An 18,360-nucleotide genomic window follows, 5' to 3' on the forward strand; every position below is an offset into this window, starting at 1 on the left:
AAAAGATAATATATAAACGGATGAAAAGAGAGCTCTGCTTCATCACAAACTCTCTTTAAAGCTTCGTCAGGATTTCCAAATAATCCGCGAAATTTTCCAATTTTTCAGGACATCATCAGAAGGCATTAACCCTTCTGGGCCATCCCACGTTCCGGTAAACACGTAGCTGATATGCTGGCTTTGCGGTGCAATACAAATCACGGTTGGCTGCGTAGTGAAATCACTGGAACGATGACACACACCAAACGCTTTGTCATACAGCTCGGAGAAAGGCGTGCCTATTTTTGTTCCCCACACGGTTTTCGCCCCGTCATCCAACACATCAATACGATCAACCTTCCCCTTAGCCAAACCAGATAATTCGATTTTTACCTGATTCCCCTCCATTCCCTGAATGATGCTGACGAATTTGCCATTTTGAGTTTCCATCCCACTGCGCAGGCGGTATTTGCCTTTCAAGCCTTGTTCAATCGCAGATTGAACCATGTCTGTCTGTTTATTAACTTCCCCAACACCTTGTTCGGAGACGCGTAAGGTACTGCCAAACCACTCCAAAGGTGATAACGAAGACCATGAAAATTCTGATATTCCAGCACAGGCACTTAATAACAGCGAACTTCCCAATAAACTACTAACGGCTACAACTCGCTGTTTCGACAATAAATTAAATACAAAAAATTTACCCATTACTGTTTTACCTTTATATCTATTGACGGGTTATGTAAACCACACTCTTAAAAAAACATTCATTTGTGAATATGAAACATTTCATCAACAAAAATGCCAAAAAAACAAGAACGATACAACATTGACGATAGGTTGACACAATGATCGATAACATCACTTTCATCTAAAGAATGATGTTACGGTAGAATATGATGAATGAAAAGGTGATTATTACGGTATTTATTATCTCTTTAAGCGTATCTGTCATGGCGAGAGCCTCAGATCAAAAATTGGTTTTGCCTTCTAATATTCATGACAAGTTGAATCACACTACAAATCAGGAAAAAATCACGATATCTCAGGAAAATAAATCTCATATTCAATCTCCTTGTCTCTTTATTATATTAGAAGGGAAACCAGAATCTCCCATCCATGATCATTATCAACTATATCTAGATAACGAAGGGAAAATTCAAGTTAGAATTATCTCTAGTATCGGAGATAATATCCCCATTACGTCAAAGAAATTATTTACTTTGCAAAATAAATATCAGAGATGCTTGAGCCATTTTATAATAAAGATAATTAATTTAGTACTGTATAATTCAATAATGGCCGAATAAAATAATACTGTTCAGCCATTTTATCTTTAATCAATAATCAGACGCTTACAAAAAATAGTATTTTCTTGCCCCAAATAATCATATTCCATTTTTTCACACATACAAATCGTTGCATCATTTTCTTCTGAAACCAGAATCAAAATACTCGGACAACCTCTCGCCAATAATTTTTTTTCCAAACGGGATATCAGAGCATTAGCAATTCCCCTGCCCCTGAATTCAGGGTGAACGCTTAGATAATAAGCATGTCCACGATGCCCATCATAGCCGCCCATAACTGTACCAACCACTTCTCCCGCAACTTCAGCAACTAGAAATAAATCAGCATCATGGGTTAACTTACGCTCAATATCTACTTCTGGATCATCACCGGGATTAATCAAATCACAGCGTTCCCAAAGTGTGGTGACGGCCTCAAAATCATCTTGCCGAAATACCCGAATTTCCATAGTTAGTCAGCCTATTTAATAAACGGTTGAATCAACGTTAATTATCACTACTTTTATTTTGGAATCAATATGAAAATGCGTTTACTGAGACTAACAGGTATACTGTCTATCGCCATAAACTAACCCAAATGAAAGCAGAAATGAATATACCTAATATATCCCAAGTTAAGGATTTTTTCCTCTCATTACAGGATGAAATCTGCAAACAACTTGAGCGACTTGATGGTCACTCCAATTTTATGGAAGAGTGCTGGCAGAGGGAAGAAGGCGGTGGTGGTCGTAGTCGCGTATTAAAGGCAGGCAACGTTTTTGAACAGGCTGGCGTGAATTTCTCCCATATCACTGGGGCTTCACTTCCTCCATCAGCAAGCGCCCACCGCCCTGAATTAGCGGGTCGTAGCTATCAAGCAATGGGCGTTTCCCTTGTTATCCACCCACTCAATCCCTATATTCCGACCAGTCATGCCAATGTTCGCTTTTTTATTGCGGAAAAAGAAGGTGAAGCACCAGTGTGGTGGTTTGGCGGCGGTTTTGATCTCACTCCTTATTATGGCTTCAACGAAGATGCCATTCATTGGCATACCGTCGCCAAAACATTATGCCAACCTTTTGGCGACAATGTTTATCCTGATTATAAGAAATGGTGTGATGATTATTTCTTTATAAAACACCGTAATGAACCACGCGGAATTGGTGGATTATTTTATGACGATTTAAATACCCCTGATTTTGAAACTTGCTTTAACTTTACGCAAGCCGTCGGTAATGGTTTTTTGGCCGCATATTTGCCTATTATAGAAAGAAGGAAAAATATAAACTGGGGAGAACGTGAAAGAGAATTCCAATTATATCGCCGTGGCCGTTACGTTGAATTTAATTTAGTTTGGGACAGAGGAACATTATTTGGCCTGCAAAGCGGTGGACGCACTGAATCAATATTAATGTCCATGCCGCCATTAGTACGCTGGGAATATAATCATTCTCCTGAGCAAAACTCTCCAGAAGCTGAACTTTATACCTCCTTTCTAATAAAAAAAGATTGGGTATGATAATTAAAAACAGGAATATCGGATAACGCCTGTATTCCTGTTCTATATCAGACACTAATAATTTAATTTATTATTTTTCATTGGCAATACCCTGACATAAAAAATCAATATTTACCCTAGTGACTAACTCAATTATTATAGTTAGTATTCAAACGTGTCCAAAAAACACAAACACAACATCTAATAATAAAGGGGATAATCATGAAAAATAATGAAATCAACAGATATAGCTTAATCCCTCCATTTGTTTTAGAACATATCTCTAATGATTGTGATGAGCGCTCTAATCAATATGTATTAAAAACATTAGATCATGTTCATCACTTAATGAATATCTCTATTGGAGAAGATCTCTTACAACAGGAAAATGATGTAGAATTTGATGATGAATTAAATCGAACTATCTACGATGCAGAACATGAAGAGATATTTCCAGGTGATAGGGTAGCGCGACGCGAAGGTATGCCTGAGAGTGAGGATGTTGCTGTCAATGAAGCCTATGAGTATCTCGGTAAGACCCATGAATTCTACAAAAAAGTTTTTGGCCGTAATTCACTCGATAACAAAGGAATCAAGCTAGTCGCAACTGTACATTATGGCCAAAACTACATGAATGCATTTTGGTCTAGAAAACAGATGGTTTTTGGCGATGGCGATAAAAGTGGAAAATATTTCAATCGCTTCACTTCTGCCATTGATGTTATAGCTCATGAATTAACGCATGGCGTGATTGAGAGTGAAGCAAGACTTTTTTATGCTTATCAATCTGGCGCGTTAAATGAATCCATTTCAGATGTGTTTGGCATTATGGTAAAACAGTATTTCGATAAACAAAAAGCCAGTGAATCCGATTGGCTTATCGGAAAAGGGCTACTTGGATCTAATTTTAATCCAGACAATAAACCGGATGTTGCCTTACGTACATTTGTAAATCCGGGAACGGCTTTTTCCGGGGACAAACAAGTTGGTCATATGGATCAATATAAAGAGCTACCGTTTACAAAGGACAATGGTGGGGTTCATATATATTCTGGTATTCCTAACAGAGCCTTTTATCTACTGGCAGTGGAACTAGGTGGTTATTCATGGGAACGGGCGGGTAAAATCTGGTATGAAACTTTACTCGACGAACGTTTATCTTCAGATGCCAATTTTGATGATTTTGCAGAATTAACCATTAAAAACGCTGAAAAATTGTTTGATAAAGAAGTTTCAGATATCGTGAATAATTGCTGGAGCAAAGTTGGAGTTATCATTCCAACAAAATAATTAACACCAACATCAATATAATCATTAATACAATATCAATTATTCTTAAACAGAGTAAGATTAAGATAATCCTATAATAAACAAGAAAGGGCTGAAAATAGCCCTTTCTTATATTCATAGCTCAATACATTTTAGATTTATACCGCATTTGCATTAATATATTGATTTTAATCAAAAATATAATAATATAATAAATTTACATTTCTACCAGTGACTAACACGATTATTTTAGCTAATATCTAAGTACCCTAAAGCAGATACACATAACAACATACAAACTGGCTAATATTATGCGTAATCGTAAAATAGACAAGTACAATATCATTCCTCCCTATCTACTGGAATATATTGCCAATAATTGTGATGAAAATGACAAGGAATGTGCGCTAAGGACGTTAGAACATGTTAATAGTCTAATGAAAAATTCAGCTAAAGAAGAAAAGGTTTCACAGCCGGAAAATAATTTATCAGTTGGTAAAAAAAGATAACTAAACTTGACGATTTACAATAATAGAAATCATTACATATTAATAAATTGAATTAGTTTTGGCTGAAAAATGATAATAAATTTTCATTCAGGCAATAGTAATGAAATTATTTTATTACCTTACAAAGAACCAAAAAATAAATTCATAAGATAGTTAAAAAATTAACTAAACCAGTAATAATAAAGGGCTAAAATAGCCCTTTATTTCATACATATTTATTTTAATATTTAGCGCTTTTTCAAATGCGCCATTAAACGTTTACGCTTACGAAGCTGTGTAGCCGTCAAGGTATTTTTCTTATCTGCATAAGGGTTAGACCCTTCTTTAAACTGAATGCGAATAGGTGTTCCCATGACTTTTAAAGAGCGGCGGAAGTAGTTCATCAAGTAACGTTTATAAGAATCAGGCAAATTTGTCACCTGATTGCCGTGGATCACCACGATAGGTGGGTTATATCCCCCTGCGTGGGCATATTTCATTTTGACCCTGCGTCCACGTATCATCGGCGGCTGATGATCTTCTTCTGCCATATGCATGATACGAGTCAACATGGAAGTACTAACGCGATGGGTAGCACTTTCGTAAGCTTCCAGAATCGAGTCAAATAAGTTGCCAACCCCACTGCCATGCAGTGCAGAAATAAAGTGAACACGGGCAAAATCGACAAAGCCGAGACGCAAATCCAGCATATCCTTAACGTGATCTCTGTCTTCCTGGCTCATGCCGTCCCACTTGTTGACCGCAATAACCAGAGAGCGCCCACTATTGAGAATAAAACCGAGCAGAGAGAGATCCTGATCAGAAATCCCTTCACGGGCATCAACTATCAGCAAAACAACATTAGCATCTTCAATGGCCTTAAGCGTTTTGATAACAGAGAATTTCTCAACCGTTTCGGTTACTTTGCCACGTTTACGAACCCCCGCTGTATCAATCAGGATATATTCGCGGCCATCACGCTCCATTGGAATATAAATACTGTCTCGGGTGGTTCCCGGCATGTCATAAACAACGACTCGCTCTTCGCCCAGAATACGGTTGGTCAATGTGGATTTACCCACGTTTGGACGACCAACAATCGCCAATTTCAGCGGTAAAGTGGTAGGATCAAAAGCTGCCTCCTTCTCTTCCTCTTCAGCAGCTTCCAATTCAGCCTGCTCTATCTCAGCCCAATAAGCTGCATTGGCTTCTTCTTCCGTTAATTCAACTTCTTCCGTTTTCTCTTTTTCGGAGAATGGCAACAACACATGCTCAATCAGTTGTGTCACACCACGGCCGTGGGAAGCGGCGATGGAATATATATCCCCCAACCCCAGTGAGTAGAATTCAGGGATAGCAGTATCGGTATCAATACCATCGGTTTTATTCGCTACCAAAAAGGTGGCTTTTTCACGGCTACGCAGATGTTTTGCAATCCCGTGATCGGCTGGCATCATTCCTGATCTGGCATCGACCATAAACAGGACTATATCCGCTTCTTCAATTGCCATCAGAGATTGTGCAGCCATATGCGTTTCTACGCCATCTTCCGTACCATCGATACCACCGGTATCAATGATGATGAATTCCTGCCCTTCAACTTCTGCCCGTCCATATTTACGATCACGGGTCAAACCAGGGAAATCCGCTACCAGCGCATCTCGGGTTCGGGTTAAACGGTTAAATAAGGTGGATTTTCCGACATTCGGGCGCCCAACCAGCGCAACAACAGGTATCATTTTTTTGATGCCTCATAACTAGATGTAAATCGATATCCTGCTGAAAGTGATCCACTCGAAGCTCCACTACAACAGATACTAAAAAGACGAAACGGCTCCTGTTACTGTCAGCACAGGAGCCGTGTTATTCCGTGTTGCGTTAAAACACGTGATGAAATTAGCGGGTATACAGGTAAACCTTACCGTCCTTCGCCTGTACCATCAGCTTATCTCCGGCAACAACCGGGCGACTCAACAAGCCAGAACCATCAACTTTATGCTGAGCCACAAATTTACCATCAGCCATATTTAACCAATGCAGATAACCTTCAGCATCACCAACAACCAGATAGCCATTGTACATTTCCGGTGCTGTCAGGTTACGGTGCAATAAATCGCTTTGCGTCCACAGTGTTACCCCGTCACTTTTACGCAGGGACAGAATACGGTCGTTTTGGTCAACAATGAAAATATGGTCATCCGTCACAACCATCTCATTCACAGAACCGATATCGCGTTTCCAGATAAGCTGGCCGGAACGCATATCCATTGCCACCAAATTGCCATTATAAGCAATAGCATAAATAATATTATTAGAAATGACCGGAGTCATATCAACATCATTCAGGTGGCCGATTTCAGTTGAACCTGTCATCTGAGCAATACGCTGCTGCCAAATCAATTGCCCTTGTGACATCAGAACCGCACTAATACGGCCATTATCACCACCGACAATCGCAGCACCATAGGCTACGGCTGGAGCAGATTCACCACGGACTGACAATGAAGGTGTATCCATATTGACTGACCAGACTGCGGAACCATTGGTTTCATTCAATGCCTGCAACAGACCGTTACCCGTGTGGATTAACACAAGGCCATCACTCACCACGGGACGTGATAACGCTTCACCCGCAACGCTTGATTCCCATTCAACTTTACCGTTAGTGGTATCCAGTGCGATGACTTTTGCCTGTTCTGTACCGACATACAGGCGCTCGCCTGATACGGTCAAACCACCAGAAAGCAATGCAGGCAAGCGGGATGACAGAAAGCCTGCTTTTTCCGACAGGTCTGTAGCCCACAGTTCTTTACCCGTATCTACCTCAAATGCTTTAACGACACCGGTGCGATCAGCAACATAAACCGTTGAACCCTGCCAAACAGGTGACAAGTGAGAATAATATTGCCCAACACCGCTTCCGACTGATTTATCCCAAATTACACGGGGATTAAATTGATTTTCAACCTTCGGCAGCGGTGACATTGCTAGCGTATCCTGTTCGCTTGAACAACCAGCCAACAGAACAGAAGCAACCAGTCCAACCAAGAGTGTTTTTCGCAGTTGCATTAAAGTTAGCTCCCTTAGCTGGATAAATTATTAAGTTTAATTTGAATACTACTTTTCAAAGGCTGTGAGCCATCGGCTTCCAGCCCCCTGGAATAGGCTGCACGCGCACCCGCAATATTCCCTTTTTTCGTCAGAATATCACCACGAATGTTCTCAACGGCTACCAGCCAACCTTTCCCCTTGACCTGTTCCAGCGTTTTCAGTGCAGCATCCGTTTTATCTTCTGCGAATTGAACTCGAGCCAGACGAATATTGGATAAAGCCTGCATATCCTCGTCTTTGGCTTTGCCAGCGGCGGCCAGCAAGCGCTTTTCTGCCTGAGCCAAATCATTCTGTTCAACAGCACGCTTTGCCAAATCCACATCGGCCATGACACCATAGATATTATTCGTTTCATTAGCGAATTTTTCTGTGGCAACAACGCTTTCTTTCGAGCCCGATTCCAATGATTTATTCAATTTCTCAAACGTCGCCGCAGTATCCTGCAACTGGTTTGTCTGATGAGACTGCCAGTAATGCCAGCCAGCCAGCGCCCCAATGCCCAGCACCAAGCCAACAGCAAGATATTTACCATTGTTGGCAAAAAAACGCTTTATCACATCAATTTGTTCAGTTTCAGTGGTATAGACTTCCACAGAGTCTCTCCTTAGCCTAACAGTTCGCTCAAACGTGCTGCAATCGCTTGTTGTGACAACGTCTCTTGTTCACCATTACGTAAATCTTTCACAGTGATATTACCTGCACGAATTTCATCTTCTCCAAGGATCAGGGCAACTTTGGCACCATGCTTATCTGCACGCCCCAACTGTTTCTTGAAGTTGCCACCACCATGATTGGTCATCAAGCGTAATTCAGGCAATTCATCACGGATCTGCTCCGCCAGAATCAATGCCGCCTGCTGGCTACCTTCACCAAAGGAGGAGAGATAAACATCCGCAACAGCCAGATCTGCAACGAACTCAGGATTGACTTCCTGAACTAACAGAACCATACGCTCCATTCCCATTGCAAAGCCTACTGCTGGTGTAGATTTCCCACCTAATTGCTCAACCAGGCCATCGTAACGACCGCCCGCACAGACTGTTCCCTGTGCACCCAATGCAGAAGTTACCCATTCAAAGACAGTACGATTGTAATAATCAAGGCCACGAACCAGACGCTGGTTGAGGTGATACTTGATACCTGCGCTATCCAGAATCCGGCACAACCCATCAAAATGTTCTTTTGATTCGGTATCAAGATAGTCAAACAGTGCCGGCGCATCGTTAAGAAGAGCCTGAATTTCAGGATTTTTGGAATCCAGTACACGCAGCGGGTTGGTATACATACGGCGCTGACAGTCTTCGTCCAGCTTCTCTTTATGCTGTTCAAGGAACGCCACCAAAGCTTCACGGTAATTCGCACGGGCGTCCAGTGAACCAATGGAATTTAATTCAAGTCTAACGTGTTCAGCGATGCCCAGTTCACGCCACCAGCGAGCCGTCATTAAAATCATTTCAGCGTCAATATCCGGCCCTTGCAGGCCAAAAACTTCAGCACCCAACTGATGGAATTGACGGGAGCGGCCTTTTTGTGGGCGTTCGTAGCGGAACATTGGCCCAATGTACCACAAGCGCTGTTCCTGATTGTACAGCAGACCATGCTGAATACCAGCGCGGACACAACCTGCGGTATTTTCTGGGCGCAGGGTCAGGCTTTCCCCATTGCGGTCGTCAAATGTGTACATTTCTTTTTCGACCACATCGGTAACTTCACCAATTGCGCGTTTAAATAACGGGGTCTGCTCTACAATCGGCGTCCTGATTTCACTGAAACCATAGCCTGCCAACACACGCTTAACCGTAGACTCAACACGTTGCCAGATGACCGTTTCAGCAGGAAGGCAATCGTTCATGCCACGAATAGCTGGGATATTTTTTGCCATGTTTTATCTCTTATTAATATTTCTACAATAGCGTCGATTATAAAAGCGAAAGCTCGCGGGGTTCAATCAGCAATCAGAAACAATACTGGCTCATGATAGCATGAGCCAGTATCAGGTATATTATTCATCAAGCTGATTGATGTTAATCCGGTTACTAGCATCAAGGATCGTGGCCTTGGCACGGATCTTCGTTTCAAGTTGATCAATCAAATTATTATTGTCAAAACGCTCTTTCTGACGGATGCCATCTTCATAAAAACCGCTTTTATTTTTTGCACCAGTCACGCCGATTGTTGAAACTTCTGCTTCCCCGGGACCATTCACGACACAGCCAATAATGGAAACATCCATCGGCGTAATCAAGTCCTCAAGGCGCTGTTCAAGCGCATTCACGGTGCCGATAACGTCAAATTCCTGACGGGAGCAAGTCGGGCAGGCAATGAAATTGATGCCCCGCGAGCGAATGCGTAATGCCTTAAGGATATCAAAACCGACTTTAACTTCTTCCACCGGATCAGCCGCCAGCGAAATACGTAATGTATCACCAATCCCTTCAGACAACAGAAGACCCAGACCAATTGAGGATTTCACCGCACCTGCGCGAGCGCCCCCCGCTTCGGTAATACCCAAATGCAATGGTTGATCGATTTTCTGTGCCAGCAAACGGTAAGCACCGACAGCCAGAAAGACATCTGACGCCTTGACGCTCACCTTGAATTGATGAAAGTTCAAGCTATCAAGTATATCAACATGCCGCATTGCCGACTCAACCAAGGCTTCTGGTGTTGGTTCTCCGTACTTTTCCTGTATATCCTTTTCCAACGATCCACCATTGACCCCAATACGAATGGGAATATTGTAGTGACGAGCGCAATCCACAACCTGACGGATGCGTTCTTCATTGCCAATATTGCCGGGGTTAATACGCAGGCAGTCAACGCCATATTCTGCGACTTTCAATGCGATACGGTAATCGAAATGAATATCAGCAACGAGAGGAATATTGACCTGCTGTTTGATGGATTTGAACGCTTCCGCAGCGTCCATGGTTGGAACAGAAACACGGACGATATCAACACCTACACGCTCCAGCGATTTAATCTGCCTGACCGTCGCTTCTACATCATTTGTCCGTGTGTTCGTCATTGATTGCACCGCAATAGGTGCGCCATCGCCAATGGGCACATTACCGACATAAATACGTGTGGATTTACGTCTTTTTATCGGTGATTCATTATGCATTTTTACATTACTCCCCTACATCCCTGTATTTTGTTTATAAAAATTACAACTATGCTGTGGTGAATAATACACACAGGCGAACTTGAATTTCTATTCAATATTCGCCTATAAATGTTCGCCAATTTGCCAAAATAGTTAATTATTTTCTGGCAGTTTCAGTTGGGCAATACGGTTCACCTTGACAAAACGAGTCATGTCCACGGTTTTTCCCTGAAACTGGATATCAACCGCCGCAGGTGCGCCAATTTTCAGCTTATAAGGCAAGGCACCTGAAAGTTTCAGACTGCTGCCTTTATCTTTTGTGCCCATGAACAAAGTCTTACCATTGGCATCCGTGATCTGTAACCAGCATCTTGCCTTAAAATTCATCACCAGTTCATCACTGTTAACCGTACTGATATTATTCACATCAGCCGATGACGTATTCACAGCAGAATTTGGTGCTGTATTAGTTGTCGCTGGTACTGAATTTACAACCGATTGATTGCCCGGCGATGATGCATTGCTGTTTGCTGCCGGATTTGCTAACGCTGGAGAGGTTTCTTCCTGAGCGGCCGCGACTGAGTTATCATCTTTAGCATGGTCAGATAGTTGACCTAGATCTGTTGTTGAAGTGCCCAAGTCACTTTCATCGCCTTGCGCCTGGGCGTTATAAGCATCAGATTGTGTTGTCATTGAAGCTAAGTCTTTTTGCTGCGCGGTGTAATTCTGCCACCACCACCACCCAGTCATTCCCAGCAGCACAATGAGCACGCCCCACGTTATTTTCATCAACCAACCATCACGTTTTTTCCGCTTTTTTCCTGACGAAAAGCTTTGCATCGGGGAAACTTTCCCAGCCTTAGCGGGCATTTGTTTATTTAATGTGCTTAAAATATCGGATTCAGGGACTCGGACAAGTTTCGCATAAGCCCGAATATATCCACGTAAGAATGTCAGGGCAATATTTGACTGCGTATTATCTTCTTCAATATCACGAACAGTGGACAGTTTGAGACACAAACGATCTGCCACAGTTTGCTGAGAAAGCTCAAGTTTTTCACGAGCCTGGCGCAGAATCTGACCCGTTGTCAGATTAGCTTCTTCTGGGTAAGTTTCAGTCTTCATTAGCTAAGGGCACTGGTACTGTTCAGGTTAAAGTATTTACGCAAATTAATTTGATAGAACATCCAACTTAATTTGTGCAGCGAAATCATTTCATACTGCGTCGAACGCAGAAAATCATTTATCACAAGTGTAGTGACTTGTGTTGTTTCCCGTGACCAATTTTTTAGCCTCTTCATCCCGCTTTTGTTCACAGAGAAAAGCAGCATAATGACGTATTACAGTATCATTTCCTGCCGCATACTGCATGGCCATTCTATAATGCTGATCGGCAGCTTTGGGTTGACCTGCATAATATTCATACAGCGCCATACCCAAATGCGCTTCTGGGTGGCGAGGTTTCGCCAGCAAAACCTTTTGAAAATGATATTTGGCAGCCGATAAATTTCGCTCCGCTAAATAGGCTTTCCCTAGCTGTAATCGAGTATCTATTGCGACGACCTGATGACCGTGATGCGGGGAACGTTCCGCACAACCCGTGATCAGGCCAAAACAAACTATAGACCAAATTATTGATTTCCGTATCATACCGTTTTCATTTATAAGGTTATGTTAAACTTCACCAGATTTTTAACCATTAATCGCGATTATACAAACAAATTAGACTGGTTTTACCTGAATTGGTTCACCTGCCAGACGTTTTTTCAGTGTCCGTTTTGTTCTATCAATAACATCACCAGCAAGCTGCCCACATGCGGCATCAATATCATCCCCTCGCGTTTTACGCACAATAGTCGTAAAACCGTATTCCATCAGGACTTTCGAAAAACGGTCAATCCGGCTGTTGGAGCTACGCCCATAAGGTGCCCCCGGGAACGGGTTCCATGGGATCAAGTTGATTTTGCTTGGTGTATCTTTCAGGCATTCCGCCAATTGATGTGCCTGTTCCACGCTGTCATTGACGTGATCAAGCATCACATATTCCACCGTAACCCGCCCTTGATTGGCATTGGATTTTGCCAAATAGCGACGCACTCCCGCCAGAAATTCTTCGATATTGTACTTGCGGTTAATCGGTACGATTTCGTCACGAACATCATCGGTAGGTGCATGCAGGGAAATTGCCAGTGCAACATCAATCATATCGCCCAATTTGTCCAATGCAGGCACTACGCCAGATGTTGACAACGTCACGCGGCGTTTTGACAATCCAAAACCGAAATCATCCATCATGATTTCCATGGCCGGCACGACATTGTTTAAATTAAGCAATGGCTCTCCCATCCCCATCATGACGACATTGGTGATTGGGCGGCGACCACTGGATTTCAGCGAACCAATGATTTTAGCGGCACGCCAGACTTGACCAATAATTTCAGAAACCCGCAGGTTACGGTTAAATCCCTGCTGGGCAGTGGAACAAAATTTACACTCTAAAGCACATCCGACCTGAGATGAAACACACAATGTCGCGCGCTCATCCTCTGGGATATAAACCGTTTCGACCTGTTGATCACCAACAGTAATTGCCCATTTAATGGTGCCATCCGCAGAACGCTGTTCTTCTGCCACTTCAGGTGCCTTGATTTCTGCCACCTGCTGCAATTTCGTCCTGAGCACTTTATTGATATCGGTCATCTGCTCAAAGTCGTCATAGCAATAGTGGTACATCCATTTCATAACCTGATCGGCACGAAACGGTTTTTCTCCCATATCGAGAAAAAATTGACGCATTTGTTTACGGTTAAGATCAAGCAGATTGATTTTGCCGTTTTTCTTTTCAGGAGTGACAGATACAGCGGCAGTTGAAGGTTGTACGGTTTCGTTAAGTTGGGACATTTTTACATCGCCTCGTTGTTACACTTTCGGCTCTGTGCTGATTTAATTTCAGCACTAAGTTTTGATTCGGTGACTATCAATTCAATAACCACTATATGCAGTGATAATTGAGTATTGAGATAAAATAATAAACGCCCCACTAAGTCAAATCAGTGAGGCGCGACATTGTACAAACTTTACTGTTCAGATGCTACGAGTAACTGAATATCAGTGGCGGGGGAAGATTTCATCATCACTGAAAAAATAAGCAATCTCACGGTTTGCAGATTCAATGGAGTCTGAACCGTGAACCGCATTTTCAGTAAAACTATCTGCATAGTCCGCACGCAGAGTACCTGCCAGGGCATTGTCCGGATTGGTAGCGCCCATCAGGTCACGATGACGCTGAACCGCATTTTCACCTTCCAGAGCCTGTACCACGATTGGGCCAGAAGTCATAAATTCTACCAGACCATCAAAGAAAGGACGGCCTTTGTGCTCAGCGTAAAAACCTTCAGCCTGCTCACGTGTTAAATGCAGCATTTTGGCTGCGATGATTTTAAACCCTGCACTTTCAAAACGGGCATAGATGGAACCGATAGCATCTTTCTTCACAGCATTAGGCTTAATAATGGAAAAAGTACGTTCAATCGTCATTGGATAACCTCTTTGGCACTTTCAGCGATGATTCATTTTAATTTTTTATTCTCCCTTTGCTAAAACAGGGAGACGAAATTTATCCTGTACCTGACAGGAATAAAAATAGGCGTTGATTATAGGAGGAGACTTTCTGCTTGCCTACAAAAAACATAACATTTTATTAAAACTTTCTTAGCCAAAATTATCATTTTTTAGCATAAATCACATTTTTACTATACAGACACTTTAAGACAAAGCGAGTTAAGCTGTTTTTTACACTAATCCAGAACATTGGAGATCACTTACTTTCTGCCAATTCGTACCATCCTGCCTGGTTAATTCTATAAAATAATGCCTATTCAGGCGATGAAATCCCAAATAGGCATTCTGATCAAGATCATTGATTCGGCGTTTTAATGCAGTTCCAATTACAGAACAGTCTCTGTTACGCATTGAATAAAAGGTTTAATCTCTTCATTTCTTTTCTTATCCAGTGGCTTTTTACTTCCACTAGAGAGTTTAAATTCCCCTTTGAACTGCTTATTGACCTCTTTTGTTGTCTTATCGGATATACCAATAATGCTAATGGTATATTTATGTCATTCAGGCAATAGGTGTGTACATTTTCTCAACGCTCCTTGATTACCTGATTGTTTATTCTACATTTTATTATCAACACCTTTTGCTGATGTATCTGCAAAAGAAACAGGAATATAAAATAGCCCCAGCAATAAAAAATATGAAAAAATTTTCATCTTTTTTCCTCACTATTTAAATTAATAGAACCACCGACATGATTTACTGATTAATCATCTTTGGATTCCAATATATCCCCAGGCTGACAATCTAAATATTGGCAGATGGCATCAAGAGTGGAAAATCGAATCCCTTTAATTTTTCCCGTTTTCAGTAAAGAAAGATTTTGTTCAGTAATACCAATGGCTTGTGCTAATTCTTTAGATTTAACCTTTCGTTTTGCCATGAGCACATCTAGAGTGATATAAATTGCCACAGTATCTCCTATATAATACTCTTATTTTCGTCATAGATATCACATGCTTGGTAAAGAATACGCGAAATGACAGCCAGGCAAACCGAAATAAAAATAGCAACAAGATGGCTAGGGCTTAGACTCAATGAGAAAAAGTGCTGACCCGCTGGCGCTCCCATAGTGAACCAAACAGTTAATAAAGGTTCAAAAAGAATATCTAACATAGCCCAGATGATGACCCCCCAACCTGCATATTCCAAATATTTCACCGTATTCTTGGAAAAATAATCACCCTTCCGATAATTGCCGAATAACTGATGAAAAGCCCAGAGGCTCCCTCCCAAAAACAATAATGGGATTGTCGATATAAATATTCCACTGGTCAGTTTCCACGGGCTAAGAGTATTCTCACTAAAATGCAATAATATTCTATTTGTCAACGAAAATCCTAACCCATATTTCTCTAATATTAACTTTGGCTCCAGCCAGCTATAAATATTAATTACTATCAATATGATGATAATCAATAATGATAATTTAGATATCACCAGACTGAGAGCCGTCATTCTTGTAAGTTTTGAAGAGTGCATCATGTTTATGATCCATTATTAAGCGTGATCAAATTATAGCTTTAAATTATCGTAAAACAATAATTTTTTATTGTTTTACGATAAAAATAAAATATTGGGATGTAAAGGATATGGTTAACACCTTGTTTTAAAAACAAAATATGCCTTTAATCAAGGTCACAAACACACCATTAATCACTTAAAAACAAAATTGATTGCGCTGATCTGCCCACTCAAATCTAAAACACTAAGCTGGTATTTCCCTGGTTGTGATAAGGTTTTTACCCACGACTGGTTATTTTTTGTCACAGAAACTTGTTCACCATTCAAAAACCACCACTGCTGACCGCTACCCCCCTGCGTTGTTATCCGTAAGTCCAGCGTATTTTTGCCCGGAAGGCGTTTCAGAATATCCCCTTCGCGAACTCCCACAATGAGTAAGGGAGCCTCATCCGTTTTCAGAGGAGGACATTGGGGATTAATCGGTGGCAACCGATTCGACCGACGTTCTTTTGCCGGTAGCCATGCTTCCAGAGTAATCGGCCACAAAGCTACGGTTTCAGGCCGGGCATCAGGACAATCAGAAGCAACACGTAGACCATTTTTATCTATCCATATCCGTTCGTTAATACCCGAAGTCCCTTCCTGCCCAATGGCAGACAGCGTTGGCGGGATTGTATTATCCAAAATCCAGCTTAAGCGACGCTGACGGCAATTGCTGATGTCTTTAGCTATTATTTCTTTAGTCAGCATTGTCCCGCTCGGCCAGCAAATGGTCGCCTGACTGACACTTATCGGTCGCGGATCGACAGGAATACGCTGTGAGCTATAGCGTAAATTTTCCATTAACAGCCCGTTGATCTGGTTCATAATGGGGATCGCCGTAGCATAGCCAAATTGCCCTACTACGGGCGTGCCATCTGGCCTGCCGACCCACACGCCTATGGTGTAACGGGCATTCAGGCCAATCGCCCATGCATCGCGATAACCGTAACTCGTACCTGTTTTCCACGCCAAAGGGACTTCGGCAGACAGGCTATCATCAGGTTTTGGTCGTCCTTCACCTGCCATGATCCTCCTGACAATCCAAGCTGCCCCTGCTGAGAATAATTGTCTGTCACGAATTCTCTGCTGTGGTGTAAAACGCAACGGCGAAACTTTCCCCTGACGGGCGAAAGCGCTGTAAACAGATACCAGTTCATCCATCCGAGCCGCCGTTCCTCCCAAAATAAGCGATAAGTTCGGCTCACTGCCAAGCGGGAAACGCAGTACCATTCCTACATTACGCAAATTAGCGGTGAACCGTTTAGCACCATAAGATTCAAGAAGTTGTACCGCTGGCAAATTCAACGACCGCGTCAGCGCTTCACTGGCACTGACAGGCCCATTAAAATCACTGTCAAAATTTCCCGGACGGTAATCATTAAAACGGCGGGGAACATCCTGCAATAAGGATTCTCCGTGAATCAATCCATCATCCAGCGCCATGGCATATAAAAAAGGTTTGAGCGTGGAGCCCGGTGAACGCCATGCGCTTATCATATCCACATGCCCAAAACGACTGTCATCCTGAAGATCTACCGAACCAATATAGGCCTTAACGGCCATATCCGTATGATCAACAACCAGCACCCCAATCGATGTTTTGTCCGCCAGTTGGTATTTCCAATTGAGAACCATATCCTCCAGTTGGCGCTGTAAGCCTGTATCAATGGTTGTCTGGATCACTTCCTGCGGGTTTCCGTTTGCCACTCGCCTTGCCAGTAAAGGCGCAAGGTGAGGAACCTGACGAGGAGCCAGCCATACATTTTCTTCTTTGATATCAGCGACGTTTTCCGCTGGCCAGACATTGTATTGCTTCAGTCGCTGTAATACTTTGTCTCGAGCAGCCTGCGCACGTTCTGGGTAGCGATCTGGCCTTAAGCGACTGGGAGCTTGTGGTAATACTGCCAATAATGCCGATTCACCCGGCGAAAGTTCTGACGGCGGCTTGCCCAGATATGCCCAGCTTGCTGCTCCAACCCCCTGCAACGTACCACCGAATGGTGCACGGTTCAGGTACATCTCCAAAATTTGATCTTTTGAGTAATGCCATTCAAGTTGCAACGTGCGCCAAATCTGCCTGAATTTTCCGGTGAAGGTGCGCGGATGTGGATCAATCAATCGAGCCACTTGCATGGAGATTGTGCTGCCCCCCGACACAATTTTTCCTGCGCGGATGTCCTGCCATGCCGCCCTCAGCAAAGAAACAGGATTGATACCCGGATGTTTGTAAAACCAGCGATCTTCGTAGGTCAGCAATGCCTGAATATATTCAGGAGAAACCTGTTCTAAAGTGACAGGATAACGCCAGATCCCCTCATTGTCGGCAAAACGCCACAGTGGCGAGCCATCTTCTCCCACCACAACACGCGCCATTTTGACATTATGCAATGGCAGCGGCCAGATTTTATCTGCCAGCCACACTGCCGCAAAGAGTGTGAATAAAATAGCCAACGCAATCAGGTAAATGCGGGAAGACAATCTTCTCATTAAAACCGT

At 42.6% G+C, this 18,360-nt stretch carries 18 protein-coding genes; 4 read left to right on the plus strand and 14 right to left on the minus strand.

Annotation, left to right across the window (positions count from 1 at the left end):
• Positions 1-66: 66 nt before the first annotated feature.
• Positions 67-687, minus strand: coding sequence for an RpoE-regulated lipoprotein (locus tag NXS07_RS08675; protein WP_051863094.1), 621 nt, complete (start codon positions 685-687; stop codon positions 67-69).
• 188 nt (positions 688-875) lie between these two features.
• Between NXS07_RS08675 and NXS07_RS08680 the strand changes: the two genes are divergently transcribed.
• The gene (locus NXS07_RS08680) at positions 876-1,289 is read left to right on the plus strand and encodes a hypothetical protein (protein WP_155271871.1); all 414 of its coding nucleotides are present in this window, start codon (positions 876-878) and stop codon (positions 1,287-1,289) included.
• A 26-nt stretch (positions 1,290-1,315) separates the two neighbouring features.
• Here NXS07_RS08680 and NXS07_RS08685 read toward each other — a convergent pair whose 3' ends face one another.
• On the minus strand, positions 1,316-1,738 hold the full coding sequence (locus NXS07_RS08685) for a GNAT family acetyltransferase (protein ID WP_038186872.1): 423 nt from the start codon (positions 1,736-1,738) through the stop codon (positions 1,316-1,318).
• 140 nt (positions 1,739-1,878) lie between these two features.
• On the opposite strand from NXS07_RS08685, the gene hemF reads away from it, so the two are divergent.
• From hemF to NXS07_RS08700, 3 genes are all read left to right on the plus strand, one after another.
• Positions 1,879-2,787, plus strand: a complete 909-nt coding sequence (gene hemF / locus NXS07_RS08690; RefSeq protein WP_238125628.1) for an oxygen-dependent coproporphyrinogen oxidase — start codon at positions 1,879-1,881, stop codon at positions 2,785-2,787.
• A 201-nt stretch (positions 2,788-2,988) separates the two neighbouring features.
• On the plus strand, positions 2,989-4,056 hold the full coding sequence (locus tag NXS07_RS08695) for a M4 family metallopeptidase (RefSeq protein WP_038195465.1): 1,068 nt from the start codon (positions 2,989-2,991) through the stop codon (positions 4,054-4,056).
• Positions 4,057-4,346: 290 nt separating this feature from the next.
• Complete coding sequence (locus tag NXS07_RS08700) at positions 4,347-4,544, plus strand: protealysin propeptide domain-containing protein (RefSeq protein ID WP_258086553.1); 198 nt, start codon at positions 4,347-4,349, stop codon at positions 4,542-4,544.
• 227 nt (positions 4,545-4,771) lie between these two features.
• Here NXS07_RS08700 and der read toward each other — a convergent pair whose 3' ends face one another.
• From der to pbpC, 12 genes are all read right to left on the minus strand, one after another.
• Positions 4,772-6,262, minus strand: coding sequence for a ribosome biogenesis GTPase Der (der, locus tag NXS07_RS08705; RefSeq protein ID WP_038208414.1), 1,491 nt, complete (start codon positions 6,260-6,262; stop codon positions 4,772-4,774).
• A gap of 157 nt (positions 6,263-6,419) precedes the next feature.
• Positions 6,420-7,592 (minus strand): outer membrane protein assembly factor BamB, encoded by a 1,173-nt coding sequence (gene bamB / locus NXS07_RS08710; protein ID WP_258086554.1) that lies wholly within the window; start codon positions 7,590-7,592, stop codon positions 6,420-6,422.
• Positions 7,593-7,606: 14 nt separating this feature from the next.
• A complete protein-coding gene (locus tag NXS07_RS08715) occupies positions 7,607-8,227 on the minus strand; it encodes a YfgM family protein (RefSeq protein WP_258086555.1) in 621 nt (206 codons plus the stop codon).
• A gap of 11 nt (positions 8,228-8,238) precedes the next feature.
• Positions 8,239-9,516: a histidine--tRNA ligase gene (hisS, locus tag NXS07_RS08720; RefSeq protein ID WP_046336572.1), complete on the minus strand. Its 1,278-nt coding sequence runs from the start codon at positions 9,514-9,516 to the stop codon at positions 8,239-8,241.
• Between the two features lie 120 nt (positions 9,517-9,636).
• Positions 9,637-10,758, minus strand: a complete 1,122-nt coding sequence (gene ispG / locus NXS07_RS08725; protein ID WP_258086556.1) for a flavodoxin-dependent (E)-4-hydroxy-3-methylbut-2-enyl-diphosphate synthase — start codon at positions 10,756-10,758, stop codon at positions 9,637-9,639.
• 135 nt (positions 10,759-10,893) lie between these two features.
• Entirely contained in the window at positions 10,894-11,865 is a 972-nt protein-coding gene (gene rodZ, locus NXS07_RS08730) for a cytoskeleton protein RodZ (RefSeq protein ID WP_258086557.1), read from the minus strand.
• Between the two features lie 114 nt (positions 11,866-11,979).
• Positions 11,980-12,390 carry a tetratricopeptide repeat protein gene (locus NXS07_RS08735; protein WP_038192305.1) on the minus strand — a complete coding sequence of 137 codons (411 nt, stop codon included), beginning with the start codon at positions 12,388-12,390 and terminating at the stop codon, positions 11,980-11,982.
• A 72-nt stretch (positions 12,391-12,462) separates the two neighbouring features.
• Complete coding sequence (gene rlmN, locus NXS07_RS08740; RefSeq protein WP_258086558.1) at positions 12,463-13,641, minus strand: dual-specificity RNA methyltransferase RlmN; 1,179 nt, start codon at positions 13,639-13,641, stop codon at positions 12,463-12,465.
• A gap of 207 nt (positions 13,642-13,848) precedes the next feature.
• On the minus strand, positions 13,849-14,277 hold the full coding sequence (ndk, locus tag NXS07_RS08745; RefSeq protein ID WP_038186895.1) for a nucleoside-diphosphate kinase: 429 nt from the start codon (positions 14,275-14,277) through the stop codon (positions 13,849-13,851).
• A 787-nt stretch (positions 14,278-15,064) separates the two neighbouring features.
• Positions 15,065-15,271: a helix-turn-helix domain-containing protein gene (locus tag NXS07_RS08750; RefSeq protein ID WP_012989405.1), complete on the minus strand. Its 207-nt coding sequence runs from the start codon at positions 15,269-15,271 to the stop codon at positions 15,065-15,067.
• Positions 15,272-15,279: 8 nt separating this feature from the next.
• Positions 15,280-15,843 carry a DUF2975 domain-containing protein gene (locus NXS07_RS08755; RefSeq protein WP_038208400.1) on the minus strand — a complete coding sequence of 188 codons (564 nt, stop codon included), beginning with the start codon at positions 15,841-15,843 and terminating at the stop codon, positions 15,280-15,282.
• 171 nt (positions 15,844-16,014) lie between these two features.
• Positions 16,015-18,351, minus strand: a complete 2,337-nt coding sequence (gene pbpC / locus NXS07_RS08760) for a peptidoglycan glycosyltransferase PbpC (RefSeq protein WP_258086559.1) — start codon at positions 18,349-18,351, stop codon at positions 16,015-16,017.
• Positions 18,352-18,360 lie beyond the last annotated feature (9 nt).

The sequence above is a fragment of the Xenorhabdus bovienii genome (assembly GCF_024721015.1).
Taxonomy (GTDB): domain Bacteria; phylum Pseudomonadota; class Gammaproteobacteria; order Enterobacterales; family Enterobacteriaceae; genus Xenorhabdus; species Xenorhabdus bovienii.

Excerpts from the sequence above, each read along its gene's own strand:
- NXS07_RS08735 (WP_038192305.1), bottom strand. The coding sequence starts at position 12,390 with ATGATACGGAAATCAATAATTTGGTCTATAGTTTGTTTTGGCCTGATC.
- bamB (WP_258086554.1), bottom strand. The coding sequence starts at position 7,592 with ATGCAACTGCGAAAAACACTCTTGGTTGGACTGGTTGCTTCTGTTCTG.
- NXS07_RS08700 (WP_258086553.1), top strand. The coding sequence starts at position 4,347 with ATGCGTAATCGTAAAATAGACAAGTACAATATCATTCCTCCCTATCTA.
- hisS (WP_046336572.1), bottom strand. The coding sequence starts at position 9,516 with ATGGCAAAAAATATCCCAGCTATTCGTGGCATGAACGATTGCCTTCCT.
- NXS07_RS08685 (WP_038186872.1), bottom strand. The coding sequence starts at position 1,738 with ATGGAAATTCGGGTATTTCGGCAAGATGATTTTGAGGCCGTCACCACA.
- pbpC (WP_258086559.1), bottom strand. The coding sequence starts at position 18,351 with ATGAGAAGATTGTCTTCCCGCATTTACCTGATTGCGTTGGCTATTTTA.
- NXS07_RS08675 (WP_051863094.1), bottom strand. The coding sequence starts at position 687 with ATGGGTAAATTTTTTGTATTTAATTTATTGTCGAAACAGCGAGTTGTA.
- ispG (WP_258086556.1), bottom strand. The coding sequence starts at position 10,758 with ATGCATAATGAATCACCGATAAAAAGACGTAAATCCACACGTATTTAT.
- NXS07_RS08680 (WP_155271871.1), top strand. The coding sequence starts at position 876 with ATGATGAATGAAAAGGTGATTATTACGGTATTTATTATCTCTTTAAGC.
- rlmN (WP_258086558.1), bottom strand. The coding sequence starts at position 13,641 with ATGTCCCAACTTAACGAAACCGTACAACCTTCAACTGCCGCTGTATCT.
- NXS07_RS08755 (WP_038208400.1), bottom strand. The coding sequence starts at position 15,843 with ATGATGCACTCTTCAAAACTTACAAGAATGACGGCTCTCAGTCTGGTG.
- der (WP_038208414.1), bottom strand. The coding sequence starts at position 6,262 with ATGATACCTGTTGTTGCGCTGGTTGGGCGCCCGAATGTCGGAAAATCC.
- hemF (WP_238125628.1), top strand. The coding sequence starts at position 1,879 with ATGAATATACCTAATATATCCCAAGTTAAGGATTTTTTCCTCTCATTA.
- rodZ (WP_258086557.1), bottom strand. The coding sequence starts at position 11,865 with ATGAAGACTGAAACTTACCCAGAAGAAGCTAATCTGACAACGGGTCAG.
- ndk (WP_038186895.1), bottom strand. The coding sequence starts at position 14,277 with ATGACGATTGAACGTACTTTTTCCATTATTAAGCCTAATGCTGTGAAG.
- NXS07_RS08695 (WP_038195465.1), top strand. The coding sequence starts at position 2,989 with ATGAAAAATAATGAAATCAACAGATATAGCTTAATCCCTCCATTTGTT.